Below are 24,931 nucleotides of genomic sequence, written 5' to 3' on the forward strand. Positions count from 1 at the left end.
GGGAATCTGGAAAATGACCCCTCGATTGAGTGGCTACTTTCGGTCCTGCTTGCCACCCGATCGAGTTGCGCCGACACCGGCCGCCGCCTTCACCCCGCCGTCCTTGGAGCCACCCGCCCCCGGGGACTCAAATGATTCCAACGCTTCCAACACGTCCTGGACACGGGAAATCTCGGCCTGAATGTCCTCACGACGGCGGACCAGGACGTCCAACTCCCGCTTCCCCTCCTCGAGAAGCCGAGCGGCCTCCTCGCGAGCCTCGGTGCGCAGGCGCTCGGCCTCGCGTACCGCGGTCGTCTTCTTCTGCTCGGCCTCCTTGATGAGCGCGTCCGCCTTCTTCACGGCGGTGATGCGCACCTTGCTGGCCTCGCCCTGGGCGTTGGAGATGAGCTTCTCCGCCTTCTCCTCGGCCTCCGCCAGCTGCTCGGTGGCCGCCGCGACCAGCTTGTCGCAGCGCTCGCCCGCCGACTGCATCGCCTCGGCCGCCTCCCGGCGGGCCCGCTCGTGCAGCTCCTCGACGTCGGTCTCGATCCGGGTGCGCAGCTCTTCGGCCCGCTCCCTTATGGCGGTGGCGTCCCCACGCGCCTCGGCGAGCATGGTGTTGGCGTCCGTACGGGCCTGCTCCACCAGCGCGTTGCCCTCGCCGGTGGCCTCGTTGACGATCCGCTCGGCCTCCTTGCGGGCGGCGCCCACCATGGCGTCGGCCTGCTCCTCGGCGGCGGTGGCGGCTCGTACCGCCTCCTCCTGCGCCTTGGCGACCAGGGCGTCCGCCTGCTCGGCCGCGTCCGCCAGCTTCCTGGCACCCGCGTCCCGGGCCTGGTCGATCGTCTGCTCGCCCTCGGCACGGGCCTCGGCGCGCAGCCGCTCCGCCTCCTGGACGGCGTCGGCCTTGATGCGCGCGGAGTCGGCCCGCGTGCTGTTGGCGTTCTCCTGCGCGGCGGCCAGCGCCTCGGCGGCGTCGGCGGACATCCGCTCCGCCTCCGCCAGCGCCTCGGCGACCAGGGTGTCCGCCTGCTCGGCGGCCTCCGCCCGGCGGGCGTTGGCGGCCTCGCGGGCCTCGTCGGTGGTGCGCGCCGCCTCCCGGCGGGCGCTCTCCAGCGCCTCGTCCGCGTCGCCGCGCAGACGCGCGGCCGCGGCCTCCGCCTCGGCGACGGCGCGCTCGGCCTGCTCGGCGGCCTCGGCGCGGTGGGCGTCGGCGGCCTCGCGGGCCTCCTCGAGGGCGAGGGTGGCCTCGGCGGCCATGTTCTCCGCCTCGCTCACGGCCTTCGCGATGAGCTCGTCGGCCTGCTGGGCGGCCTCCGCGCGGCGGGCGTTCGCCGCCTCGCGGGCCTTGTCCAGGATCCGGTCGGCGTCGTCCTGTGCCGAAGCCGTCAGCTCCGCCGCCTCGTCGACGATGCGCTCGGCCTCGGCCCGGCCCTCGGACCGGATCTTGTTCGCGTCCTCGCGGGCCTCGGCGCGGGTACGCGCCGCGTCCTGCTCGGCCGACGCCAGCGCGTCGGAGGCGTCCGTGCGCATCTGCTGCGCCTTCGCGGACGCGTCCGCCACCAGCCGCTCGGCCTCGGCCGTCGCCTTGGCGACCACGGCGTCGGCCTGCTCGTCGGACTTGGCCTTCTTCTCGGCGGCGGCCGTACGCAGCCGCTCCGCCTCCTCCGCGGCCTCGGCGCGCTGGGCGTCGGCGGCCTCGCGGGCCTCGTCCAGGGCGAGGGTGGCCTCGTCGGCCAGCTTCTCCGCCTCGCTCACGGCCTTCGCGATGAGCTCGTCGGCCTGCTGAGCGGCCTCCGTGCGCTGGGCGTTGGCCGCCTCGCGGGCCTCGTCGACCGTACGGGCCGCCTCGGCGCGCAGTCGGTCCGCGTCCGCCTCGGCCTGCGCCCGGTGGGCCTCGGCCGCCTCGCGGGCCTCGCCCTCGAGCCGGGTGGCGTCCGCCGTGGCGGCCTCCACCAACTCGGCGGCCTCGGCGACCAGCCGCTCCGCCTCGTTCGTCGCCTCGGCGATGAGCTCGTCCGCCTGCTGGGCGGCCTCGGTGCGACGGGCGTTCGCGCTCTCGCGGGCCTCGTCGACCATGCGGGCCGCCTCGGTCCGCAGCCGCTCGGCCTCCTCGCCGGCCTCGGCCAGCGTGACGCGGGCCTGCTCGGCGGTCTCCACGCGCTGGGCGTCGGCCGCCTCACGGGCCGCCTCGACCGTACGGGCCGCCTCGGCGCGCAGCCGCTCGGCCTCCTTCGCGGCCTCGGCGATCAGCTCGTCCGCCTGCTCGGCGGCCTCGGTGCGACGGGCGTTGGCCGTCTCGCGGGCCTCGTCCAGGACGCGGGCGGCCTCGGCCTCCACACGCGTGCCCTCGGCGATGGCCTCCGCGACCGTGCGCTCCGCCAGCTCCTTGGCGGCCTCGGCGGCGGCCTTGGCCTCCGCACGGGTGGCGGCCGCCTCCTCGTCGGCGCGCTCGCGCTCGGCGTAGGCCTCGGCGCGGACCCGGTCGGCCTCGATCTGGGCGTCGGTGACGGTCCGTTCGGCGTTGTGCTCGGCGGCCGAGCGCAGCCCGGCGATCTCCTCCTCGGCCTGCTCGTGCAGCCCGGCCACGGCGTCGCGCACCTGCTGGGCGGTCTGCTCGGCGGCGGCCACGAGCTCGCTCGCGCGCTGCTCGGCCTCCTCGACCAGGCGCCGCCCCTCCTCCTGCGCCTCGGCGACCCGCTTGCGCGCCGAGGCCAGCAGCTCCTCGCTCTGCTCGTGCGCCGCCTCGCGCTCGGCCTGCGCCTCCGTACGGGCGTCGCCGAGCAGCTCCTCGGCCTCCCGGCGGCGCCGGGCGGCCTCCTCCTGGGCGGCGGCCAGCGCCTCGGCGGCCTCGGCGGCCGTGCGCTCGGCGGCGGCGTTCGCCTCCGCCCGCAGCCGGTCGGCGCTCTCCTGCGCCTCCGTGCGCAGCCGCTCCGACTCCTCCTCGGCCTCGCTCACCAGGCGCGCGGCCGTGGCCTCGCCCTCCGCGCGGGCCCCGGCGGCCTCCTCGGCCGCCTCGGTCCGCAGCCGCTCGGACTCCTCCTCGGCCTGCTCCCGCAGCGTGCGCACCCGCTCCGCGGACTCCGTGCGCAGCCGCTCGGCCTCCTCGGCCGCCTCGCGGCGCAGCCGCTCGGCCTCGGCACGGGCCTCGCGCAGCGCCGTCTCGGCCGACTCCACGCGCTGCTCGGCCTCGGCCTGCAGCCGGGCCAGCTCGGACGCGGCCTCCTCGGCGCGGGCCCGGGCGGCCTCCTCGGCCTCCTCGCGGGTACGACGCGCGGCCTCGGCGGCCTCGGTGCGCGTGCGCTCGGCGTGGTCCTCGGCCTCCTCGGCCATCTCCTCGGCCTCGGCGCGGGCCCGCTCCAGGGCCTCCTCGGCCTGCTTGCGCAGCGTGGCGGCGCGCTCGCCGGCCTCGGTGCGCACCCGCTCGCTCTCGGCGGTCGCGCCGGCGCGCGTCTCCTCCGCGTTGGCCTTGGCCTTGGCCAGCAGCTCCTCGGCGGTGGTGGCCGCCTCCTCGATCTGCTGCAGCGCCTCGCGGCGGGCCTCGCCGCGGATGCGCTCGCCCTCGGCGACGGCCTCGGCACGCAGCTGCTCGGCCTCCCCGCGCAGCCGCCGGGCCTCCTCCTGGAGCTCGACGGTCCTGGCGCGGTACTCCTTGGTGTCGTCCTTCGCCTCGCCCTTGAGCTGCTCGGCGGTGTCCGCGGCCTGCTCGCGCAGCCGCTCGGACTCGGCCTCCGCCTCACCACGGATGCGCTCGGCCTCGGCGGCGGCGGCCTTGGTGGTGGCCAGGGCGTCCTCCGACGCCTTCGCCAGCACCTCCTCGGCCGTACGGGCGGCCTTGGCCAGGGCGGCGGCGGAGTCCTCGGCGACGGCGCTGCGCGCCTTCTCGGCGGCCTCGGCCACCAGCCGCTCGGCCTCGGCCGCGGCGTCCGCGCGCAGCTGCTCGGCCTCGGCCTTGAGGGCCTCGGCCTCCTTGGTGGCCTCGCTCACCAGGCGGGCGATCTCGGCCCTGGCCGTACGGGTGCGCTGCTCGTTGTCCGACTCGGCGCCGGCCAGCCGCCGGGAGGCGGCCTCCTTGGCCTCGGCGACGAGCTTGTCGGCCTCGGCGCGCGCCTCGCGCAGCGCCGTGTCGGCCTCCTGCAGGCGCGTCTCGGCCGTGCGCGTCATCTCGGCGGACGCGGTGCGCGCCTGGTCGGACTCGGCGCTGGTGGACGAGCGCAGCTGCTCGGCGTGGTCGGTGGCCTCCTGGGCCTGCGCGGAGGCGGCGCTCAGCAGCCGCTCGGCGTCCGTGCGCGCACGGCGCAGGATCGCTTCGGCTTCCGCGCGGGCCTCCTCGGCGGCGGCCCCGAGCCGGCCGCTGGCCTGCTCGGTCAGCCGCTGGGCCTCGGCGCGGGCCGCGGTCAGGGCCTGCTCGGCCTCCGCCCGCGACTCCTCCAGCAGCCGGCGCGCCTGCGACTCGGTGCGGGCGCGCAGCTGCTCGGCCCAGGCGACGTTCTCGTTGACGTGCGACTCGACGGTGCGGCGGCGCTCGTTGAGCTCCTCGTCCAGGCGCTGGCGGCGGGCCACCGCCTCGGCGTGCAGCTCCGACTCCAGGCGGGCCTGGCGCTCGGCCTGCTCCTGGAGCAGGCGCTGCGTCTGGGCCCGGGCCTCGCGCAGCTCGCGCTCGGCGTCCGTGCGCAGCTGCTCGGCCTGGATCTGGGCGTTGCGCAGCAGCTGCTCGGCCTGGTAGCCGATGTCCGCCGAGTCGTAGGCGGGACGGTGTGCGAGGTTGCGGCGCGCCTCATGGAGCTTGGCGCGCAACACCTCGACCTGGTAGCCGAGGTCGTCGGCGTGCTGGACAGCCTTTTCCCGCTCGGTCTTCAGCCGCTTCATCTCGGCCTCGAACTTCGAGAGGTGGTCGGCTTCCTCCAGCTGACTCTCCTGGCGCTCGTAGCCCCGCACAGCGCGGTCCATCCGTCCCCTGGTCGCGTCGGCGGCCGGCCCCGTACTGCGTCGGTGGTGGAACCCGGAGCCCGCCCTTCCGAAGAAATGGTGTCAGATCATCGGTACAGCCCGGGCCCGGGGGCCACCCGGTAACCCCGGCCGAACCCGCACTCTACCGGCCGGGGGAGGGGTGGGTCAGTGCTCCGCCTCCGGGCGGGGTGCCGAGGTGACCAGTTCGGTGAGCACACCGTGGCAGTCCTTGGGGTGCAGGAACGTGATGCGCGAGCCCATCGAGCCCCGGCGGGGCTCGTCGTAGAGGACCCGTACGCCCTTGTCCCCGATGGCCCGCGCGTCCCCGTCGACGTCCGCGGTGCCGAACGCGATGTGGTGAACGCCCTCGCCGTTCTTCGCGAGCCACTTGCCGACCGCGGAGTCCTCCCGCGTGGGCTCCAGCAGCTGCAGGTAGGAGGCCCCGCCGTCGGAGGTCTCGTTGATTTTCAGCATGGCCTCGCGGACGCCCTGCTCCTCGTTGACCTCGGTGTGGAACACCTCGAAGCCGTACGTGGCACGGTAGAACTCGACGGTCCGGTCGAGGTCGAAGCAGGCGATCCCGATGTGGTCGATGCGCGTCAGCATGGCTCCAGTGCACCGCCGGACGGGGTGGTTACGCAACGTGCGCGCGATCACACCTTCCGCCCGGTGACCGGGTGCCGCACCGCTCAGTACATTGACGGGAACCGTCGTTAACATCCCTCTGCTCGAAGGGGCCGCGCCCATGTCTGGTACGAACGGGAACAACCGCCGCACTTCCGTCATCGTCGCGGGCGCCCGTACGCCCATGGGACGCCTGCTGGGCTCGCTGCGCAGCTTCTCCGGCGCCGACCTGGGCGGCTTCGCCATCAAGGCGGCGCTGGACCGGGCCGGCATCGGCGGCGACCAGGTGCAGTACGTGATCATGGGTCAGGTGCTGCAGGCCGGCGCCGGGCAGATCCCGGCCCGCCAGGCCGCCGTCAAGGCCGGCATCCCCATGAACGTGCCCGCCCTGACCGTCAACAAGGTCTGCCTGTCGGGCCTGGACGCCATCGCGCTGGCCGACCAGCTCATCCGCGCGGGCGAGTTCGACATCGTGGTGGCCGGCGGCCAGGAGTCGATGACCAACGCCCCGCACCTGCTGCCCAAGTCCCGCGAGGGCTTCAAGTACGGCGCCGTCGAGATGCTCGACACGATGGCCCACGACGGCCTGACGGACGCCTTCGAGAACATCGCGATGGGCGAGTCCACCGAGAAGCACAACACCCGGCTGGGCATCCGCCGCCCCGAGCAGGACGAGATCGCGGCGCTGTCCCACCAGCGCGCCGCCGCCGCCCAGAAGAACGGCCTGTTCGAGGCCGAGATCACCCCGGTGGAGATCCCGCAGCGCAAGGGCGAGCCGGTCGTCTTCAGCAAGGACGAGGGCATCCGCGCGGAGACCACGACGGAGTCCCTGGCCAAGCTGCGCCCCGCCTTCACCAAGGACGGCACGATCACGGCCGGCACGTCCTCGCAGATCTCCGACGGCGCCGCCGCGGTGGTCGTGATGAGCAAGGAGAAGGCCGAGGAGCTGGGCCTGGCGTGGATCGCCGAGATCGGCGCCCACGGCAACGTGGCCGGCCCCGACAACTCCCTGCAGTCCCAGCCCTCCAACGCCATCCTGCACGCGCTGGGCAAGGAGGGCCTGACGGTCGGCGACCTCGACCTGATCGAGATCAACGAGGCGTTCGCCGCCGTCGCGGTGCAGTCCATGAAGGATCTGGGCGTATCCCCTGAAAAGGTGAACGTCAACGGCGGTGCCATCGCGCTCGGCCACCCGATCGGCATGTCGGGCGCCCGCATCGTGCTGCACCTCGCGCTGGAGCTCAAGCGGCGCGGCGGCGGGACCGGCGCGGCCGCGCTCTGCGGCGGCGGCGGCCAGGGCGACGCCCTGATCGTCCGCGTGCCGGGCAACTGACTCCCGGCCCCCGGCCGGCATCCGATGTGTGGAACGGAGCAGTGATGGTGGACGTCCCCGCTTTGGTCGAGCAGGCCCGCGACGGCAGGCCGCGCGCGGTGGCCCGGCTGATCTCCCTGGTGGAGGGGGCGTCCCCGCAGCTGCGCGAGGTGATGGCCGCGCTGGCCCCGCTCACCGGCGGCGCCTATGTGGTGGGCCTGACCGGCTCGCCCGGCGTCGGCAAGTCCACTTCGACGTCGGCGCTGGTGAGCGCGTACCGGCGGATGGGCAAGCGGGTCGGCGTGCTCGCCGTCGACCCCTCCTCGCCGTTCTCCGGCGGCGCGCTGCTCGGCGACCGGGTCCGGATGTCGGAGCACGCCTCCGACCCGGGCGTCTACATCCGCTCGATGGCCACCCGCGGCCACCTGGGCGGCCTGGCGTGGGCCGCCCCGCAGGCCATCCGGGTGCTGGACGCGGCCGGCTGCGACGTGGTCCTGGTGGAGACCGTGGGCGTGGGGCAGTCGGAGGTCGAGATCGCCTCCCAGGCCGACACGTCGGTGGTGCTGCTGGCGCCCGGCATGGGCGACGGCATCCAGGCCGCGAAGGCGGGCATCCTCGAGATCGGCGACGTCTACGTCGTCAACAAGGCCGACCGCGACGGCGCGGACGCCACGGCCCGCGAGCTCAACCACATGCTGGGCCTGGGCGAGGCCCGCGCGCCCGGCGACTGGCGGCCCCCCATCGTCAAGACGGTGGCCGCGCGCGGCGAGGGCACCGACGAGGTGGTCGAGGCGCTGGAGAAGCACCGCGCCTGGATGGAGGAGCGGGGCGTCCTCGCGGACCGGCGGCGCCGGCGGGCCGCGCACGAGGTGGAGACCATCGCCGTGACGGCGCTGCGCGAGCGCATCGGCGACCTGCGGGGCGACCGCCGGCTGGCCGCGCTCGCGGAGCGCGTGGTGGGCGGCGACCTCGATCCCTACGCCGCCGCCGACGAACTCGTGGCGGGCCTGACCGAGGGCTGACCCGGCCGAGGGCCGGAACGGCCGAGGGTCGAAACGACCGAGGGCCGGAACGACCGATCGCCGTCGCCGCCGGAGGAGTTCCGGCGGCGACGGCGATCGGCTTTTCAGCGATCAGTGGTGACCGGGAACGGTCAGATGCGCCCTCGCGTGGACCGCAGGTGCTGGGCGACCGGACGCAGGGACTCCTGGAGGGCCTTGAGCTCGTCCGTCGACAGCAGGTCGATGAAGTGCTCGCGCACGGACGCCACATGGTGCGGGGCGACCTTGCGCATGGTCTCCCAACCGTGGTCGGTGAGCACCGCGAACAGGCCGCGCCGGTCGGACTCGCAGTTCTCCCGGCGGACGAGCCCGGCGTTCTCCATGCGCGTGATCTGGTGCGACAGACGGCTCTTGGACTGCAGGGTGGCGGTCGCGAGGTCGCTCATCCGCATCCGGTGGTCGTCCGACTCCGAGAGGTTGACCAGGATCTCGTAGTCGTTGTTGGTGAGGCCGAACGGCTGCAGGTCCCGTTCGAGCTGGTGCATCAGCAGCCGGCTCACGTCCAGGTGGGCGCGCCAGGTGGCCTGTTCCTCGTCGCTGAGCCAGCGAGTGCCGTTCTCGGTGTCCATGGATGGATTCTACCTAAGAGGTTGAAAGATTAACTAAATGACAGGGCGGAACGAGCGGAACGAGAGGTCATGCGTTCGACGTCACACTCCGCAGGGTACCGCTCACAGCCCGAAGCGGCGCTGGAGGTCGCCCAGCTGACCCGGCAAGCGCGGTGTCATTGGCTGATTTCCGGGACTTGCGTGCGGAACGCCCGCCTGCTCAGGGGGAGCGTCGCCCGTCGGAATCTCCTCCATCAGTCGCTCGGTGGACTGCAGCAGCACGGTCCCGGAACCCACGAACTCGAACTGGTGCTCCTCGCCGGACGCGCCCCCCAGCCCCGTCAGCCGGCGCACCCCGCCCATGACCCCCCGCAGGTACTGGTGGTCGTAGTGATGGCAGGGCGACGGGCAGTCCGCCCAGCCCACCAGCGCCTGCGGGTCCACCCGGATCGGCGGCTCGACGAAGACGACCGGCCCGTTGGAGGCGGCCACGAACTTCCCCGTGCCGATCAGGGTCAGGAACCCCGGGATGATGGACTGCTTGAGCGAGAGCGACGGCTCGAAGGCCAGCAGATTCCCCGAGCGGACGGTGAGGTTGCCGTCCTCGAGGTCGTAGGAGTTGACGTCGAAGGAGCGGTCGGCGAGCAGCATCTTGCCCTGCCCCTCGGCCACCACCCAGTCCGCCGCGTGCAGCGGCGAATGGAAGCTGCCCGCGATCAGCCGGTCGAGCGGACCGTGGCCGATGCCGTGGAAGCTGATCCGCCCGTAATAGGCGATCATCTTCCCCTTCTGCAGGAACCACTGGCCCTTCAGATCCACGCTGAACGCGTACGCGTTGACGTTGTCGTTCGCCGGAAGGGTCGTCACGTCATGAATGACCGGGCCGCTCACAGCTTCTCCTCCGACGCCTGTACGTACACCGTGCCGTTGCCCGACAGCTCGAGCCGGAACGCCTCCCCGCTGCCCCGCCCGACGACCTCGCGCCAGCCGAGCGCGGCCGTCAGCTTGTTGCGCACGTCCCCGCGGTGCGCGACGTACGCCTGCGGGTCGACGGTGACCGGCCGCTGCGCGCTGATGGGCAGCTCGATCACGCCGCCGTGCGCCATCACCGCCACCGCGCCATGGCCCTTGAGGGTCGTGGTGAAGAGCCCCTGCCCGGTCACCTGACCGCGCACCATGCCCATCACACCCCCCTGCGACCCCATGAACATCGTCCCCTGCTGCAGGCCGCCCTCGAAGGCCAGCAGCCGGTCCGCCTCGACGTACAACGTGTCCCCGGAGAGCTCCACGACATGGACGTGATGGCCGCCGTGGCCGAACATCACCGTCCCGCTGCCCTCCACGGTCATCAGCGGGGTGGCCTCGTTGGCGATCCGCCGGCCGATCATCCCCATGACGCCGCCCTGGCCGCCGGCGATGCTCGGGGTGAAGGAGACGTCGCCCTTGTAGGCGAGCATCGCCCCGCGCTGGCTGAACAGCCGCTGCCCCGGGACCACCTGGGCCTCGACCATCCGCGAGTTCAGAAGCCGGAACGCCACGCTGTGCCCCTTTCGTTCGCTTCTCCGCCCGCGCGGCGCAGAGGTGCGGCTTTCGCGGTCGTCTGCGGCCCGGCGGCCGCGCGTGCGACGCTCACACGTCACCCCCGACCGTGTTCCGCTCGCTCGGCTGGACGTAGACGAGCCCCTCGCCCTCGAAGCGGATCTGGAACGCCTCCCCCGAGCCCTCGCCCATGAACGTCCGGAAGTTCACCCCGGACTGGAAGTGCTGCTTGAGCCGGCCCGTGTGCGCGATGTACGCGCCCGGGTCGACCTGCAACGGCGTCTGCGGGGTCACCCGCAGGATGATCGCCGACCCGTCGGAGAGGATCGCCGCCTGGCCGGAGCCCTCGACGGTCGTGGTGAACAGCCCGTTGCCCTGCGAGGCGCCCCGCAGGCCCGTGAAGGTCGTCCCGGTCCGCAGCGCCGAGTCCGTGCAGAGCAGGTTGCTCGCCTCGACGTACAGCGTCTCGCCCCGCAGCGAGACCAGATTGATCTCGCTCGCCCGGTCCGCGAAATAGCAGGTGCCGTGCCCCTTCACCTCCATGACTTCCATCGATTCGCCGGTGAGCCGGCGGGTGACCATGCCCCGCAGGCCGTCACCGCCGCCGGTCATCTTCTTGAACGCCATCTCGCCCTCGTACGCGACCATCGAGCCGTTCTTGGCCTTGACCGCGTCCCCCGTCATGTCGACGGCGAGGACCTTGCTCCCGTGGAGCCGAAACTGAGCCACGCCCCGACGCTAGCGGGCGGGCATACGGCTCCGACAGGCCCCATGGTCCGGCAGACGCGCCACACCACCCCGGAACCGGACCCGCATCCCTTGATCGCCGGCGCGGCTGCGACAATGGGGGAGTTTGTGAATGTCGTCACAAGCTGTGACGGCCCCGCCACTAGCGACGAAGGTGTGCCCCCGTGGACCTCATGACCGCCTCCGCCCTGCGCCGGCTCCGCCTGGTCTCCGCCCCGGAGGCCATTTCCTTCCTGCTGCTGGGCGTCTGCTCGGTGCTCAAGCGCACCACCGACTTCAACGCCGTTCCGGTGATGGGCGCCGTCCACGGCATCCTCTTCATCATCTACGTCATCTTCTGGCTCGACGCCTGGAACAAGACCAAGTGGGACCTGAAGACCGCGGCCCTCTACTTCGTCCTCTCCGTCCTGCCCTTCGGCGGCTTCTTCGCCGAGCGCAAGCTGCGCCGCGAGGCCGAGGCGAGCGTCATCGCCGCCCGCGCCCGCAAGGAGAGCGTGGTCAACGCATGATCGTCGCCTTCTCCGTCTCCCCGGTCGGCGTCGGCGAGGACGTCGGCGAGTACGTCGCCGACGCGGTCCGCGTCGTCCGCGAGTCCGGGCTGCCGAACCGCACGGACGCGATGTTCACCTCCGTCGAGGGCGAGTGGGACGAGGTCATGGACGTCGTCAAGCGCGCCGTCGCCGCCGTCGAGGCGCGCTGCGGACGCGTCTCGCTCGTCCTGAAGGCCGACATCCGCGAGGGCGTCACGGACGGGCTCACGTCCAAGGTCGCCACGGTCGAGCGCTATCTGGAGCAGGGCGGGGCCTGACGCCCCGCGCCGCCGTGGTCGCGTCCCGATATCCGGGATGGGGGAGATCGGGATGCGACCGCCCGGTATGGTCGGTCGGGTGCCGAAGCCGCTCAGCCTCCCGTTCGACCCCATCGCCCGCGCCGACGAGCTCTGGAAGCAGCGCTGGGGATCGGTGCCCTCCATGGCCGCGATTACCTCGATCATGCGGGCGCACCAGATCCTGCTCGGACAGGTCGACGCGGTCGTCAAGCCGTACGGGCTCACCTTCGCGCGCTACGAGGCGCTGGTGCTGCTGACCTTCTCCAAGGCCGGGGAACTGCCGATGTCCAAGATCGGCGAGCGGCTGATGGTCCACCCGACGTCGGTCACCAACACCGTGGACCGCCTGGTCAAGGCCGGCCTGGTGGACAAGCGGCCCAACCCCAACGACGGCCGCGGCACGCTCGCCTCGATCACCGGCAAGGGCCGCGAGGTCGTCGAGTCGGCCACCCGCGACCTGATGGCGATGGACTTCGGGCTCGGCGCGTACGACGCGGAGGAGTGCGGGGACATCTTCCGGATGCTGCGGCCCCTGCGGGTCGCCTCCGGCGACTTCGCCGAGGACTGACGCGCGGGCCGACCCGCGCGAAGATCCCGCAAATCGGGCGGTTACGCTCATGGGCATGAAGCGAAGCGTGCTGACCCGCTACCGGGTGATGGCCTATCTGACCGCCGTGATGCTGCTGGTGCTCTGCGCCGCCATGGTCTTCAAGTACGGCTTCGACACCGGGGCGGGCGCCACGCTCGTGATCTCCCAGATCCACGGCGTGCTCTTCATCATCTACCTGGTCTTCGCCTTCGACCTGGGCTCCAAGGCCAAGTGGCCGGTCGGCAAGCTGCTGTGGGTGCTGGTCTCCGGCACCATCCCGACCGCCGCGTTCTTCGTCGAGCGCAAGGTCGTCCGGGAGATCGAGCCGATGATCGCCGACGAGGCGCCGGCCGTCGCCAAGGCCTGACCCTTCTCCGCCGGGCGCAGTACGCGCCCGGCGGTTGCCCATCGACATTTACTAGGACGTCCTAGTAAATTCGGAGGCATGGACGCTGAAGCCATCGAGGAGGGCCGTCGCCGCTGGCAGGCCCGCTATGACAAGGCCCGCAAGCGCGACGCGGACTTCACCACGCTGTCCGGGGACGAGGTCGAGCCGCTCTACGGCCCCCGCCCCGGCGACACCTACGAGGGCTTCGAGCGGATCGGCTGGCCCGGCGAGTACCCCTTCACCCGCGGTCTGCACGCCACCGGCTACCGCGGCCGGACCTGGACCATCCGGCAGTTCGCCGGGTTCGGCAACGCCGAGCAGACCAACGAGCGCTACAAGATGATCCTGGCCGCCGGCGGCGGCGGGCTCTCCGTCGCCTTCGACATGCCCACCCTCATGGGCCGCGACTCCGACGACCCCCGCTCCCTCGGCGAGGTCGGCCACTGCGGCGTCGCCATAGACTCCGCCGCCGACATGGAGATCCTCTTCAGGGACATCCCGCTGGGCGACGTCACCACCTCCATGACGATCAGCGGGCCCGCCGTCCCCGCCTTCTGCATGTACCTGGTCGCCGCCGAGCGGCAGGGCGTCGACACCGGCGTCCTCAACGGCACCCTGCAGACGGACATCTTCAAGGAGTACATCGCGCAGAAGGAGTGGCTCTTCCCGCCCGAGCCCCACCTGCGCCTGATCGGCGACCTGATGGAGCACTGCGCGAGCTCCATCCCCGCCTACAAGCCGCTGTCCGTCTCCGGCTACCACATCCGCGAGGCCGGGGCCACGGCCGCGCAGGAGCTCGCCTACACGCTCGCCGACGGCTTCGGCTACGTGGAGCTGGGGCTCAGCCGCGGCCTCGACGTCGACGTCTTCGCACCGGGCCTGTCCTTCTTCTTCGACGCCCACCTCGACTTCTTCGAGGAGATCGCGAAGTTCCGGGCGGCCCGCAGGATCTGGGCCCGCTGGATGAAGGAGGTCTACGGCGCGAAGACCGACAAGGCCCAGTGGCTGCGCTTCCACACCCAGACCGCCGGCGTGTCGCTCACCGCCCAGCAGCCGTACAACAACGTCGTGCGTACGGCCGTGGAGGCGCTGGCCGCCGTGCTCGGCGGCACCAACTCCCTCCACACCAACGCCCTCGACGAGACCCTGGCCCTGCCCAGCGAGCAGGCCGCCGAGATCGCCCTGCGCACCCAGCAGGTGCTGATGGAGGAGACCGGCGTCGCCAACGTCGCCGACCCGCTGGGCGGCTCCTGGTACGTCGAGCAGCTCACCGACCGCATCGAGGCCGACGCCGAGAAGATCTTCGAGCAGATCAGGGAGCGCGGCCTGCGGGCGCACCCCGACGGCAGGCACCCCATCGGCCCCATCACCTCCGGCATCCTGCGCGGCATCGAGGACGGCTGGTTCACCGGCGAGATCGCCGAGAGCGCCTTCCAGTACCAGCGGTCCCTGGAGAAGGGCGCCAAGCGCGTCGTCGGCGTCAACTGCCACGAGGGCTCGGTGACCGGCGACCTGGAGATCCTGCGGGTCAGCCACGAGGTCGAGCGCGAGCAGGTGCGCGTCCTGGCCGACCGCAAGACGCACCGCGACGACGCGAAGGTGCGCCGGTCCCTGGAGGCCATGCTGGCCGCCGCGCGGGACGGCTCGAACATGATCGGGCCGATGCTCGAGGCCGTTCGGGCCGAGGCCACCATGGGTGAGATCTGCGATGTGCTCCGCGAGGAGTGGGGCGTGTACACGGAGCCGGCCGGGTTCTGAGGGCCCGCGCCGCGCGCGGCGTCCTCACACGCCGGACGGGCTGCTGTTCAGCCCGTCCGGCGTGTGGGTCCCGGTCGCGGATCCCAGCCCGCCCACCAGCACTCCCGCGAACGTCCGTGCCCACTCCTCGTCCACGGACTCGGCACTCACCAGCGTCCGGTGGACGACGGCCCCGGCGATCACGTCGAAGATCAGATCCGCCGTACGGGCCGCGACCTCCGGGTCGTCCTCCCGCGGCAGCTCCCCCCGCGCCTGCGCGCGCTCGCGCCCCAGCAGGACCAGTGACTTCTGCCGGTCGACGATCGCGGAACGGATCCGGTCGCGCAGGGCGTCGTCCCGCGTCGACTCCGCGACCACGGCCATGAGGGCCGTCTTGGTCTCCGGCCGCTCCAGCAGCGCGGCGAACCGCAGCACGACGCCCTCGATGTCGGCCTGCAGGCTGCCCCGGTCGGGGAGCTCGAGGTGTTCGTCGAAGAGGGCGGCGACCGCGTCCACCACCAGCTCGTTCTTGCTCGCCCAGCGACGGTAGAGGGTGGTCTTGGCGACCCCGGCGCGCGCCGCCACGTCGCCCATCGTCAGCTTGCCCCAGCCCAGTTCGACCAGCGCGGTGCGCGTCGCGTGCAGGATCGCCCGGTCCGCCGCGGGATCGCGGGGCCGGCCCGTGCGGCCGCCGCCGGGGCGGTGGTGGGCGGGGGGCGGGGCGGAACTCATGGGGCCGACCCTACCGCCGAGTAAGGGAGCGGGTGTGAGACGCAGATCACGGGGAAACCTTGCCGGAGAACCCACCCCTGCAGTTACGCTACGGCTCGTAGCGTAAGAGCGACAACCACGGACGCCAGGTGGGGACCCGGCGTCACAGCGGAACCGCTACCGCCGTACTTTTCCGGTTCACCGCGTGCAGGGGGGAGGATAGGCCCATGCAGCCACGGAACATGTCCATGAGTGGAGTGGTCGACCTCGCCGCGGTGAAGGCGGCCGGGGAAGCGAAGCAGAAGGCGGAGCAGGCGCGGGCCGAGGCCGCGCGCCAGGGCGTGGCGCCCGGCGCCGGCGTCCGGCTCGTCCTCGACGTCGACGAGGCGGGCTTCGAGCTGGAGGTCCTGCAGCGCTCCGCCGAGGTGCCCGTCGTCGTCGACTTCTGGGCCGACTGGTGCGAGCCGTGCAAGCAGCTCAGCCCGTTGCTGGAGCGGCTGGCGCAGGAGTACGCCGGGCGGTTCGTGCTCGCCAAGGTCGACGTCGAGGCCAACCAGCTGCTGTTCCAGCAGTTCGGTGTCCAGTCCATCCCGGCCGTCTTCGCCGTGGTGGCCGGGCAGGCCCTGCCGCTGTTCCAGGGGGCCGCCCCCGAGGAGCAGATCCGGCAGGTGCTGGACCAGCTGATCGCGGTGGCGGAGCAGCGCTTCGGCATCGTGGGCGTGGCCGTGGAGCCGGGCCAGGGCGCCGAGGCCGCGCCGGCCGCGCCGGTGAGCCCGTACGACTCCGTCCTGGGCGCCGCGCACGAGGCGCTGGACGCCGGTGACCTGGGCGGCGCCGTGCGCGCCTACCAGAACGTCCTGTCCGGCGACCCGGGCAACGCCGAGGCCAGGCTGGGCCTGGCCCAGGCCGAGCTGCTGCAGCGCGTCCAGGGTCTGGACCCCCAGCAGGTGCGCAAGGCGGCCGCGGACGCCCCGGGCGATGTGGCGGCGCAGATCACGGCGGCCGACCTCGACCTGGTCGGCGGGCACGTCGCGGACGCCTTCGGGCGGCTGATCGACACGGTCAAGCGTTCGGCGGGGGAGGACCGGGAGGCCGCGCGGGTGCGGCTGCTCGAGCTGTTCGAGGTGATCGGTCCGGAGGACCCGCGGGTGACGGCGGCGCGTACGGCGCTGTCGCGCGCGCTGTTCTAAGGGCCTCGCGTCCCCTGTGTCCCAAGCGGCACAGTCGCCGCGCTTTGCCAAAACTTGGTAAACGCGCGCTCTGTTACTGCCAGTAAGAGGAGCCCGGGCATTCGCCCGGGTTCCTCTGTTTTTCTCCGCCTGTGCGCGGGCACGCTGCGGCATCTTCACCCGGTGGTCCGATGCGGACCGGTCGCCCGGTGGTTATCGCCCCGTTACTCGTGAGTAATCAACCTCTTGTGCCCCGGGCGCGAATGGACCACGATCGGCGCAGCCCGGTCCATACCCGCGATCCGTCCCACCGGTCGGCACGCGGTGTGTGGGTCCCCACCGGGTGGACCGGTGCCCCGGCGCCGGTTCTGGGACAGGGGGGTCCCCGCCGCCAACGGCAGGGCCTGTTCCCGCGGTTGCGCGAAGGCGTGGCCAGTGGTTGTCGCTCGGGGGTGAACGCCGATGTGCAGCGGGCGCGATGCGCGCCGTCACGTGCGACGGCGATCTCCTTCCCGAGGACGTAGCACTTCTCCCATCCCGGCGCGGGCCGAAGACGCCCGCGGCCGGAGATGTACGTCCGAGAAGGAGGAAAGTGGTGAAGTCCCAGACTCGTGGGGGCACCAGATGGCGTCGGTTCGCCGTCGTGATGGTGCCGAGCGTCGCGGCGACGGCCGCGATCGGCGTCGCGCTCGCCCAGGGCGCGCTGGCGGCGTCGTTCAGCGTCTCCGGCCAGCAGTTCCAGGTGACGGCCAAGAGCCTCAACGGCAAGGGGTTCGTCCAGTACGGCGCGCTCGACCAGACCAAGAAGGGCAACAAGCCCGTCGCGGTGGTCGGCATCAACTCGGCGGAGATCACCAAGCTCTGCCAGGCGGTGACCATCCCGACGCCCATCGGCGACGTGTCGATGAAGCTGACGGCCGGCGACGGTGACAAGAAGGTCGAGGCGACCAAGCTCTTCATCGACGCCGACGACCTCTCCGCCAACGCCAAGTTCACCAACGTCGACATCGGCGTCTCGGTGAGCGACACCACCAAGGGCCCGGGGCCGGCGGCCCCGGACAAGGACGGGCGCGGCGCCTATGTGGCGGGCTCGTTCGCCCAGCAGGCCGACGAGGTGGAGTTCACCGACGTCAACCAGCGCGCCTGGGCGACCTCGGCGGGCTCGTTCACGCTCCCGGGCCTGCACATGAGTGTCAGCACGGGCGCCGGCAAGTGCCCCGGGTGACGCACTGAGCGGTCGGGTACGGGGCGGTGCTTCCGCGTCCCCGTGCCCGTACCGTCCCCGCGTCCCTTCGCGCCACGCACCACCGATTCGCCAGTCCCGAGGAGCTGTACACCATGAGCGCCGAAACGCGACCACGGCTGATCGACACTCTCGGCCGCACCCGCCGTTCATTCTGGGACTGGCGGGGCCGCCGCCCCTTCTGGGGCGGGCTGTTGTGCATACTGGCCGGCGTACCGATCATGTACATCCCGTACCAGACGATGACTCTGGGCGACCTGCACATCCGCATGGCCACGACGGCGGGCGCCGGCTCGCTGATCATCGGCGTGCTGCTGATCGTGCTCGGACTGACCATGTGGTACCAGCCGCAGTCGAGGGTCTTCGCGGGCGTCGCCGCGATCCTGCTCGCTCTGGTCTCCCTGGTCGTCTCCAATTTCGGCGCCTTCCTGGTCGGCTTCCTGCTCGCCCTCATCGGGGGCGCGCTCGGCGTCTCGTGGGCGCCCGGCAGGCCGCCGGCGCCGGCCGCCGTCGAGCACTCCGGCGGGAGCCACCGTGCCGACTGACCACGAACACGACGGCCGCCCCGACGGCCCCACCAGATCCGGCCCGCGGCATGCCGCGCCCCGCAAGCCGCTGCTCTCCCGGCTGCACATGCCGGCCGGGAAGGCGGTCGCCCTCGCGGCGATGCCCAGCGCGGTGCTGATGGGCATGGGCCTCACGCCGACGCTGGCGCAGGCCCGGCCCGTACCGCCGGTGAACCCCTTCGGGGACGCGGGGTGCGTGACCGCGCCGGACGCCGCCCCGGAGGAATCGCCCGGGCCGACGGACGAGCCGACCCCGTCCGGATCCGCGTCGCCGTCCCCGTCCTCGTCGGCGTCCGCGTCGGCCAAGCCGGACGGCAAGGACAGCGGCGCGACGAGCCGGGGCCGCGAGCCCTCCGGCACGCCGTCCGCGAAGCCGCCGACGGCTTCGCCGTCACCGTCGTCGTCCCCCTCGCCGTCCGTGTCTCCGTCCAAGAAGACGAATCCGCTGGATCCGCTGGGGCTCGGCGAGAAGCTCGGCGACATCCTCACGGGCCGCAAGGGGGACGCGAAGCCGGACGGTACGGGCGCGTCGCCCACCCCCTCCGCCTCGCCCTCGGCGTCGCCGTCCCCGTCCGGCCGGCAGCCCGAGGCGCCCAAGGCACCCAAGGTGCCCGCGGCGCCCAAGGCGTCCAAGTCCAAGGACGCGACCGAGGCCGGCGAAGCACCCGAGGCCAAGGGCACCCCCAAGGCCCCGTCCGCGTCGGACTCGGCGTCACCGTCGCCGTCGCCGTCCCCGTCCGCCTCGGGGGACACCGACAAGACCCCGAAGCCCTGCCCCCGCCCCAACGTCATCGACGAGAACGAGAAGCGCGCCTTCCCCAACCAGCCCTGGTACCTGGAGGCGAGCAGGCTCACCCTGACCGGGCTGACCTACGAGGGCGTCAAGAAGATCACGACGGTGAACGGGCAGCAGAAGTCCGTCCTGAAGTTCACCGCGGACTCGCTGGCGATCAAGGACCTGCACCAGGTCGTCAACAGCCAGGGCAAGCAGTACCACGTGGCCGGCATGGGCACGGAGTCCACGGTCGGCGGTGGCCGGATCACCATGTACACCGAGGAGCTGAAGGGCAAGCTGCTGGGGCTGATCCCGGCGACGCAGTCGCCGACGAGCCCGCCCCCGCTGATCCCGGGCGTGAAGCTGCCGATCCCGATCTTCTTCACCGACGTGAAGATCCGCCAGTCGGGCCAGTACGGCGGGACGCTCCACATCCCGAACCTCCACCAGTACCTGACGGAGGGCACGTACTCCTGATCAGGGGGCGGCCGGCAGGAGTCCCATCAGCTGCCGGCCGTCCGCCCGGCACGGGGACGGGAAGGTCAGTCTGAGGCCTTCGGCCTGGCCGGCCAGGGCCAGTTCGATGATCAGCGTGAGGCCGAGCATGCCCTTGCGCGCCGGGCACGCCGCCACGTAGGGGCGCGCCAGCTCTATCAGGAGCTTGCCCGGCTTCCCGGTCGCGGTCGAGGCGTCGAAGAACAGCAGGCGCCGGTCCGTGAGGAGGAGGTACATCTGCCGCGGGCGGACCGTCGCCATCATGGTGCCGCCGCTGAGCACGCCGACGAGCGCGGCGGCCGCCACCTGCCGGCGCACCGAGACGGTGCCGACGTTGGCGCAGGTGATGAGGTCGACCCGTTCATCGGCGGCCAGCATCGGGGTCGCGGCTTCGAAGGTCTGTCTGCGGCGGCGGTCCATGAGGGACACGGGTGCTCCTTGCGGGTGGTGCGTGATTCAGGGAGCGAACGGTATGGCATGCCGCCCCCGGCCCCGCGCGCGGGGCGGCCGTCGCGAGCGCCTCCGCCCCGGGGGCGTCCCGGAAGGCCGGAGACGCCCCGAAAAGACCTGGGACACCACGGAAACCCTGGACACCACGGAAAACCCTGGACGTCCCGGAAAAGGCGACGGCCGCCACCCCAGCGGGGGTGACGGCCGTCGTGCTGCGCGAACCTAGCGGTTCTCGCCCAGGTGGTGGACCCGCACCATGTTGGTGGTGCCGGGGATGCCGGGCGGGGAGCCGGCCGTGATGATCATGGTGTCGCCGTCGTTGTAGCGCTTGAGCTTCAGCAGCTCGGCGTCGACGAGGTCGACCATCGCGTCGGTGTTCTCCACGTGCGGGACGACGAAGGTCTCGACGCCCCAGCTCAGGGTGAGCTGGTTGCGGGTGGAGGCGTCCGTGGTGAAGGCCAGGATCGGCTGGGCCGCGCGGTAGCGGGCCAGGCGGCGGGCGGTGTCACCGGACTTGGTGAAGGCGACCAGCGACTTGGCGCCCAGGAAGTCCGCGATCTCGCACGCTGCGCGGGCGACGGAACCGCCCTGGGTGCGCGGCTTCTTGCCCGGCACCAGCGGCTGGAGGCCCTTGGAGAGCAGCTCCTCCTCGGCCGCCTCGACGATGCGGGACATCGTCTTGACGGTCTCGATCGGGTAGGCGCCCACCGACGACTCGGCGGAGAGCATGACCGCGTCCGCGCCGTCCAGGATCGCGTTGGCGACGTCGGACGCCTCGGCGCGCGTGGGGCGCGAGTTGGTGATCATCGACTCCATCATCTGGGTGGCGACGATCACCGGCTTGGCGTTGCGGCGGCACAGCTCGATGAGGCGCTTCTGCACCATCGGGACGCGCTCGAGGGGGTACTCCACGGCCAGGTCGCCACGGGCCACCATGACACCGTCGAAGGCCATGACGACCTCCGCCATGTTGTCGACGGCCTGCGGCTTCTCGACCTTGGCGATGACCGGCACGCGGCGGCCGACCTCGTCCATGACGCGGTGCACGTCGCGGACGTCGGCGGCGTCGCGGACGAAGGACAGCGCGACCATGTCGCAGCCCATGGCGAGCGCGAACTTCAGGTCGTCGATGTCCTTCTCGGACAGCGCCGGGACGTTCACCGCCGCGCCGGGCAGGTTGATGCCCTTGTGGTCGGAGATGACGCCGCCCTCGATGACGATCGTCTTGACCCGGGGGCCGTCGACCTCGGTGACGCGCAGCTCGACGTTGCCGTCGTTGATCAGGACCTGGTCGCCCTTGACGACGTCGCCCGGCAGACCCTTGTAGGTCGTGCCACAGATGGTCCTGTCGCCCGGGACGTCGTCGATGGTGATCGTGAACTCGTCGCCGCGCACCAGCTCGACGGGACCGTCCGCGAAGGTCTCCAGGCGGATCTTCGGGCCCTGCAGGTCGGCGAGCACGCCGACCGCGCGCCCGGTCTCCTCCACGGCCTTACGGAGGCGGTTGTACCGCTCCTCGTGCTCCGCGTGGGTCCCGTGGCTCATGTTGAAACGGGCCACGTTCATGCCGGCCTCGATCAGCGTCTTCAGCTGGTCGTAGGAGTCGACGGCAGGGCCCAGGGTGCAGACGATTTTGGAACGGCGCATGAGGCGGATCCTATCGGTTTGTTTCGGAGCGGAATATTCGAGCTGTGGGAATGACCAAGGAAAGGTCGGCGATCACGAGCTGACCAGCGCATACGTCTGGGTGGCGATCTCCAGCTCCTCGTCGGTCGGCACCACGGCCACCGCGACCCGGGCGCCCTCGGGGGAGATCAGCCGCGCCGCGTCCGAGCGGATCGCGTTGAGGTCGGCGTCCACGGCCAGGCCCAGCTGCTCCAGGCCCGCCACGGCGGCCTCGCGCACGGGAGCGGCGTTCTCGCCCACGCCCGCGGTGAAGGCCACGGCGTCGACCCTGCCGAGAACCGCGTAGTAGGCACCGATGTACTTCTTCAGCCGGTGCACGTAGATGTCGAAGGCGAGCTCCGCCCGCTCGTCGCCCTCGTCGACGCGCCGGCGGATCTCGCGCATGTCGTTGTCGCCGCACAGTCCGATCAGACCGCTCTTCTTGTTCAGGAGCGAGTCGATCTCGTCGACGGACATCCCGGCGGTGCGCGCCAGGTGGAAGATCACGGCGGGGTCCATGTCACCGGAGCGGGTGCCCATGACCAGGCCCTCCAGCGGGGTCAGGCCCATCGAGGTGTCCACGCAGCGGCCGCCGCGCACCGCCGAGGCCGAGGCGCCGTTGCCCAGGTGGAGGACTATGACGTTGACCTCGGAGGGGTCCTTGCCCAGCAGCTCGGCCGTGGCGCGGGAGACGTAGGCGTGCGAGGTGCCGTGGAAGCCGTAGCGGCGGATGCGGTGGGCGTCGGCCGTCTCGACGTCGATGGCGTAGCGCGCCGCGGACTCCGGCATCGTCGTGTGGAAGGCGGTGTCGAAGACCGCGACCTGCGGCAGGTCGGGGCGCAGGGCCTGGGCGGTGCGGATGCCGGTGATGTTGGCCGGGTTGTGCAGCGGGGCGACCGGGATCAGCCGCTCGATCTCCGCGACGACCTCCTCGGTGATCACGGTCGGCTCGGTGAACTTCCGGCCGCCGTGCACCACGCGGTGGCCGATCGCGGCCAGCTCGGGGGAGTCCAGGCCCAGCCCGTCGGCGGCCAGCTCCTCGGCGACGGCGTTCAGCGCGGCGGCGTGGTCGGCGATCGGCTCCACGCGCTCGCGCTTGGCGCCGTCCGTGGCCAGCGGGGTGTGCGCCAGCCGCGAGGTCTCCTCGCCGATGCGCTCGACCAGCCCGACGGCCAGGCGGGCGCCGTCGGCCATGTCGAGCAGCTGGTACTTGACCGAGGAGGAGCCGGAGTTGAGGACGAGAACTCGGGTGGCGTGGGAAGTCATCGGGGCTTTCCGGTTGAGGGGGGGCGGGTGGGGTGCTGCTACGGCTGTGGGGTGCCGGGGCCGTACGGGCCGGCGGGCGCGGGGCCCGCCGGGTGCTCGTACGGCCGTACGGACGCGGGGGTGCGGCTCAGGGTTCCGTGCGCTCGCCGCGCTGCTCGCCCTGGGCCTGGATGGCGGTGATGGCCACCGTGTTCACGATGTCCTGGACCAGCGCGCCGCGCGAGAGGTCGTTGACCGGCTTGCGCAGGCCCTGCAGGACCGGGCCGACCGCGACCGCGCCGGCCGAGCGCTGCACGGCCTTGTAGGTGTTGTTGCCCGTGTTGAGGTCGGGGAAGACCAGCACCGTGGCCTTGCCCGCGACCTCGGAGCCGGGGAGCTTGGTCTTCGCCACGGCGGCGTCCACGGCGGCGTCGTACTGGATCGGGCCCTCGACCAGCAGGTCCGGCCGGCGCTCGCGCACCAGCTCGGTGGCCTTGCGGACCTTGTCGACGTCCGCGCCGGATCCGGAGGTGCCGGTGGAGTACGACAGCATCGCGATCCGCGGCTCCACGCCGAACTGGGTGGCGGTCTCGGCGGACTGGATGGCGATGTCCGCGAGCTGCTCGGCGTTCGGGTCGGGGTTGACCGCGCAGTCGCCGTAGACCAGGACCCGGTCGGCCAGGCACATGAAGAAGACCGAGGAGACGATCTGGGCGCCCGGCGCGGTCTTGATGATCTCGAAGGCGGGGCGGATGGTGGCGGCGGTGGAGTGCACCGCGCCGGAGACCATGCCGTCGGCCAGGCCCTCCTGGACCATCAGCGTGCCGAAGTAGGACACGTCGGCGACGACGTCGTGCGCCAGCTCCACGGTCATGCCCTTGTGGGCGCGCGCCTTGGCGTAGATCTCGGCGAAGCGCTCGCGCAGCGGCGAGGACTGCGGGTCGATGAGCTGCGCCTCGGCCAGGTCGATGCTCAGCTCGGCGGCGCGCTTGCGGATCACGTCCTCCTCGCCCAGCAGGATGAGGTCGCAGACGTCGCGGCGCAGCAGCACGTCGGCGGCGCGCAGCACGCGCTCCTCGGTGCCCTCGGGCAGCACCACGCGGCGGCGGGCGGAGCGGGAGCGCTCGATGAGCTCGTGCTCGAACATCATCGGCGTCACCCGGCCGGAGCGGGCCACGGCGATGCGGCCGGTGAGCTCGGAGGTGTTGACGTGGCGCTCGAAGAGGCCCAGCGCGGTCTCGGCCTTGCGCGGCGAGGACGCCTCGAGCTTGCCCTCGACCGCGAACAGCTCGGCCGCGGTGGGGAAGGAGCCGCCGGGGACCGAGACGACGGGGGTGCCGGGGGCGAGCCGGCCGGCCAGCGCCAGGATGTCCGGGCCCGGGCGCTCGTCCAGGGTCAGCAGCACACCGGCGATGGCCGGAGCGCCCGCGCTGTGCGCGGCGAGCGCGCCGACGATCAGGTCCACGCGGTCGCCGGGGGTGACCACCAGGCAGCCCTCGGTGAGAGCGGGGAGGAAGACGGGCAGCATGGCGCCGCCGAAGACGAAGTCCTTGGCGTCGCGCGAGAGGCCGGCGTCATCGCCGAGCAGCACCTCGGCGCCCAGCTTCTGCACGATCTGGCGCACGGTCGGCGCGGAGAGCGAGCCGTCCTCCGGCAGCGCGTAGCAGGGCACCGGCAGGGTCGCCGAGAGCCGCTCGGCGATCGCCTCGCGGTCGGCGGGCGAGACGCGGTTGACGACCAGGGAGACGACGTCGCAGCCGAGCGTCTCGTAGGCGCGGTAGGCGTTGCGGGCCTCGGCGTCCACGGACTCGGCCGACTGCTCCTGGCCGCCGACGACCGTGATCACGGAGGCGGCGAACTCGTTCGCCAGCCGGGCGTTGAGGGCCAGCTCGTCGGGCAGGGTGGTGCCCGCGAAGTCGGTGCCCAGGACGAGTACGTACTCGTGCTCGCGGGCCACGGCGTGGAAGCGCTCCACCAGGAGCGAGACCAGCTCGTCGGTGCCGTGCTCGGCCTGCAGGGCGGCGGCCTCGTTGTAGGTCAGGCCGACGACGCTCTCCGCGGACTGCGCCAGCCGGTAGCGGGAGCGCAGCAGGTCGACGAGACGGTCGGGCCCGTCGCCGTGGAAGAGGGGGCGGAAGACGCCCACCTTCTCCACGTGGCGGGTGAGGAGCTCCATGACTCCCAGCTCGATGACCTGGCGCCCGTCGCCCCGGTCGGTCCCGGTCACGTACACGCTGCGCGTCACGCGTGCTCTCCTTGATGCCCTAGTGCTTCGCCGAGTGTTCTTCGGACTGTCGTTCGGAAGA

At 72.3% G+C, this 24,931-nt stretch carries 22 protein-coding genes; 11 read left to right on the forward strand and 11 right to left on the reverse strand.

Features of this window, described 5'->3' with window-relative positions:
* Positions 1–33: 33 nt before the first annotated feature.
* Together scy and mce are read right to left on the reverse strand one after the other, a co-directional pair.
* Positions 34–4,920: a polarized growth protein Scy gene (scy, locus tag AB4K12_RS17700; RefSeq protein WP_368435280.1), complete on the reverse strand. Its 4,887-nt coding sequence runs from the start codon at positions 4,918–4,920 to the stop codon at positions 34–36.
* A gap of 177 nt (positions 4,921–5,097) precedes the next feature.
* Positions 5,098–5,538: a methylmalonyl-CoA epimerase gene (gene mce / locus AB4K12_RS17705; RefSeq protein WP_368435081.1), complete on the reverse strand. Its 441-nt coding sequence runs from the start codon at positions 5,536–5,538 to the stop codon at positions 5,098–5,100.
* Between the two features lie 139 nt (positions 5,539–5,677).
* Here mce and AB4K12_RS17710 point away from each other — a divergent pair, with 139 nt between their 5' ends.
* The gene (locus AB4K12_RS17710) at positions 5,678–6,889 is read left to right on the forward strand and encodes an acetyl-CoA C-acetyltransferase (protein WP_086568311.1); all 1,212 of its coding nucleotides are present in this window, start codon (positions 5,678–5,680) and stop codon (positions 6,887–6,889) included.
* A gap of 44 nt (positions 6,890–6,933) precedes the next feature.
* Entirely contained in the window at positions 6,934–7,890 is a 957-nt protein-coding gene (gene meaB / locus AB4K12_RS17715; protein WP_086568312.1) for a methylmalonyl Co-A mutase-associated GTPase MeaB, read from the forward strand.
* 131 nt (positions 7,891–8,021) lie between these two features.
* Here meaB and AB4K12_RS17720 read toward each other — a convergent pair whose 3' ends face one another.
* From AB4K12_RS17720 to AB4K12_RS17735, 4 genes are all read right to left on the reverse strand, one after another.
* The gene (locus AB4K12_RS17720; RefSeq protein WP_086568314.1) at positions 8,022–8,498 is read right to left on the reverse strand and encodes a MarR family winged helix-turn-helix transcriptional regulator; all 477 of its coding nucleotides are present in this window, start codon (positions 8,496–8,498) and stop codon (positions 8,022–8,024) included.
* Positions 8,499–8,600: 102 nt separating this feature from the next.
* Positions 8,601–9,368, reverse strand: a complete 768-nt coding sequence (locus tag AB4K12_RS17725) for an AIM24 family protein (RefSeq protein ID WP_368435082.1) — start codon at positions 9,366–9,368, stop codon at positions 8,601–8,603.
* Complete coding sequence (locus AB4K12_RS17730; RefSeq protein WP_207247967.1) at positions 9,365–10,015, reverse strand: AIM24 family protein; 651 nt, start codon at positions 10,013–10,015, stop codon at positions 9,365–9,367. Before AB4K12_RS17730 ends, AB4K12_RS17725 begins: the two co-directional genes overlap by 4 nt.
* A 91-nt stretch (positions 10,016–10,106) precedes the next feature.
* The gene (locus AB4K12_RS17735; RefSeq protein ID WP_368435083.1) at positions 10,107–10,745 is read right to left on the reverse strand and encodes an AIM24 family protein; all 639 of its coding nucleotides are present in this window, start codon (positions 10,743–10,745) and stop codon (positions 10,107–10,109) included.
* A 182-nt stretch (positions 10,746–10,927) separates the two neighbouring features.
* Here AB4K12_RS17735 and AB4K12_RS17740 point away from each other — a divergent pair, with 182 nt between their 5' ends.
* The 5 genes from AB4K12_RS17740 (at position 10,928) to AB4K12_RS17760 (ending at position 14,327) form a co-directional block, all read left to right on the forward strand.
* Complete coding sequence (locus tag AB4K12_RS17740; RefSeq protein ID WP_368435084.1) at positions 10,928–11,272, forward strand: DUF3817 domain-containing protein; 345 nt, start codon at positions 10,928–10,930, stop codon at positions 11,270–11,272.
* The gene (locus AB4K12_RS17745) at positions 11,269–11,571 is read left to right on the forward strand and encodes an MTH1187 family thiamine-binding protein (RefSeq protein ID WP_368435085.1); all 303 of its coding nucleotides are present in this window, start codon (positions 11,269–11,271) and stop codon (positions 11,569–11,571) included. Before AB4K12_RS17740 ends, AB4K12_RS17745 begins: the two co-directional genes overlap by 4 nt.
* Before the next feature lie 79 nt (positions 11,572–11,650).
* Entirely contained in the window at positions 11,651–12,160 is a 510-nt protein-coding gene (locus tag AB4K12_RS17750; RefSeq protein WP_086567705.1) for a MarR family winged helix-turn-helix transcriptional regulator, read from the forward strand.
* Between the two features lie 55 nt (positions 12,161–12,215).
* Entirely contained in the window at positions 12,216–12,548 is a 333-nt protein-coding gene (locus AB4K12_RS17755; protein ID WP_086567707.1) for a DUF3817 domain-containing protein, read from the forward strand.
* 78 nt (positions 12,549–12,626) lie between these two features.
* Positions 12,627–14,327 carry a methylmalonyl-CoA mutase gene (locus AB4K12_RS17760; protein ID WP_086567701.1) on the forward strand — a complete coding sequence of 567 codons (1,701 nt, stop codon included), beginning with the start codon at positions 12,627–12,629 and terminating at the stop codon, positions 14,325–14,327.
* 24 nt (positions 14,328–14,351) lie between these two features.
* Here the strand turns inward: AB4K12_RS17760 and AB4K12_RS17765 are convergent, their stop codons facing one another.
* A complete protein-coding gene (locus tag AB4K12_RS17765; protein ID WP_368435086.1) occupies positions 14,352–15,038 on the reverse strand; it encodes a TetR/AcrR family transcriptional regulator in 687 nt (228 codons plus the stop codon).
* Positions 15,039–15,244: 206 nt separating this feature from the next.
* Between AB4K12_RS17765 and AB4K12_RS17770 the strand changes: the two genes are divergently transcribed.
* From AB4K12_RS17770 to AB4K12_RS17785, 4 genes are all read left to right on the forward strand, one after another.
* Positions 15,245–16,207, forward strand: a complete 963-nt coding sequence (locus AB4K12_RS17770) for a tetratricopeptide repeat protein (protein ID WP_368435087.1) — start codon at positions 15,245–15,247, stop codon at positions 16,205–16,207.
* 574 nt (positions 16,208–16,781) lie between these two features.
* Entirely contained in the window at positions 16,782–17,411 is a 630-nt protein-coding gene (locus tag AB4K12_RS17775) for a DUF6230 family protein (RefSeq protein WP_368435088.1), read from the forward strand.
* Positions 17,412–17,524: 113 nt separating this feature from the next.
* Entirely contained in the window at positions 17,525–17,974 is a 450-nt protein-coding gene (locus AB4K12_RS17780; protein WP_368435089.1) for a DUF6114 domain-containing protein, read from the forward strand.
* Positions 17,964–19,247, forward strand: a complete 1,284-nt coding sequence (locus tag AB4K12_RS17785) for a hypothetical protein (protein WP_368435090.1) — start codon at positions 17,964–17,966, stop codon at positions 19,245–19,247. The genes AB4K12_RS17780 and AB4K12_RS17785 overlap by 11 nt, the downstream gene beginning before the upstream one ends.
* Here the strand turns inward: AB4K12_RS17785 and AB4K12_RS17790 are convergent, their stop codons facing one another.
* The 4 genes from AB4K12_RS17790 to pta form a co-directional block, all read right to left on the reverse strand.
* Positions 19,248–19,685: a hypothetical protein gene (locus AB4K12_RS17790; protein ID WP_368435281.1), complete on the reverse strand. Its 438-nt coding sequence runs from the start codon at positions 19,683–19,685 to the stop codon at positions 19,248–19,250. It lies immediately after the preceding gene.
* A gap of 252 nt (positions 19,686–19,937) precedes the next feature.
* Positions 19,938–21,362 carry a pyruvate kinase gene (pyk, locus tag AB4K12_RS17795; RefSeq protein ID WP_368435091.1) on the reverse strand — a complete coding sequence of 475 codons (1,425 nt, stop codon included), beginning with the start codon at positions 21,360–21,362 and terminating at the stop codon, positions 19,938–19,940.
* Positions 21,363–21,434: 72 nt separating this feature from the next.
* Entirely contained in the window at positions 21,435–22,646 is a 1,212-nt protein-coding gene (locus AB4K12_RS17800) for an acetate kinase (RefSeq protein ID WP_368435092.1), read from the reverse strand.
* A 127-nt stretch (positions 22,647–22,773) separates the two neighbouring features.
* A complete protein-coding gene (gene pta, locus AB4K12_RS17805) occupies positions 22,774–24,870 on the reverse strand; it encodes a phosphate acetyltransferase (RefSeq protein ID WP_368435093.1) in 2,097 nt (698 codons plus the stop codon).
* Between the last annotated feature and the right edge of the window lie 61 nt (positions 24,871–24,931).

This window comes from Streptomyces sp. C36 (genome assembly GCF_040932295.1).
GTDB classification, from domain to species: Bacteria; Actinomycetota; Actinomycetes; order Streptomycetales; family Streptomycetaceae; genus Streptomyces; species Streptomyces triculaminicus.

Bases quoted from the DNA above. Each gene is read 5' to 3' on its own strand.
- mce (WP_368435081.1), bottom strand. From the start codon at position 5,538: ATGCTGACGCGCATCGACCACATCGGGATCGCCTGCTTCGACCTCGAC.
- AB4K12_RS17710 (WP_086568311.1), top strand. From the start codon at position 5,678: ATGTCTGGTACGAACGGGAACAACCGCCGCACTTCCGTCATCGTCGCG.
- meaB (WP_086568312.1), top strand. From the start codon at position 6,934: ATGGTGGACGTCCCCGCTTTGGTCGAGCAGGCCCGCGACGGCAGGCCG.
- AB4K12_RS17720 (WP_086568314.1), bottom strand. From the start codon at position 8,498: ATGGACACCGAGAACGGCACTCGCTGGCTCAGCGACGAGGAACAGGCC.
- AB4K12_RS17745 (WP_368435085.1), top strand. From the start codon at position 11,269: ATGATCGTCGCCTTCTCCGTCTCCCCGGTCGGCGTCGGCGAGGACGTC.
- AB4K12_RS17755 (WP_086567707.1), top strand. From the start codon at position 12,216: ATGAAGCGAAGCGTGCTGACCCGCTACCGGGTGATGGCCTATCTGACC.
- AB4K12_RS17760 (WP_086567701.1), top strand. From the start codon at position 12,627: ATGGACGCTGAAGCCATCGAGGAGGGCCGTCGCCGCTGGCAGGCCCGC.
- AB4K12_RS17765 (WP_368435086.1), bottom strand. From the start codon at position 15,038: ATGAGTTCCGCCCCGCCCCCCGCCCACCACCGCCCCGGCGGCGGCCGC.
- AB4K12_RS17770 (WP_368435087.1), top strand. From the start codon at position 15,245: ATGCAGCCACGGAACATGTCCATGAGTGGAGTGGTCGACCTCGCCGCG.
- AB4K12_RS17780 (WP_368435089.1), top strand. From the start codon at position 17,525: ATGAGCGCCGAAACGCGACCACGGCTGATCGACACTCTCGGCCGCACC.
- AB4K12_RS17790 (WP_368435281.1), bottom strand. From the start codon at position 19,685: ATGGACCGCCGCCGCAGACAGACCTTCGAAGCCGCGACCCCGATGCTG.
- pyk (WP_368435091.1), bottom strand. From the start codon at position 21,362: ATGCGCCGTTCCAAAATCGTCTGCACCCTGGGCCCTGCCGTCGACTCC.
- AB4K12_RS17800 (WP_368435092.1), bottom strand. From the start codon at position 22,646: ATGACTTCCCACGCCACCCGAGTTCTCGTCCTCAACTCCGGCTCCTCC.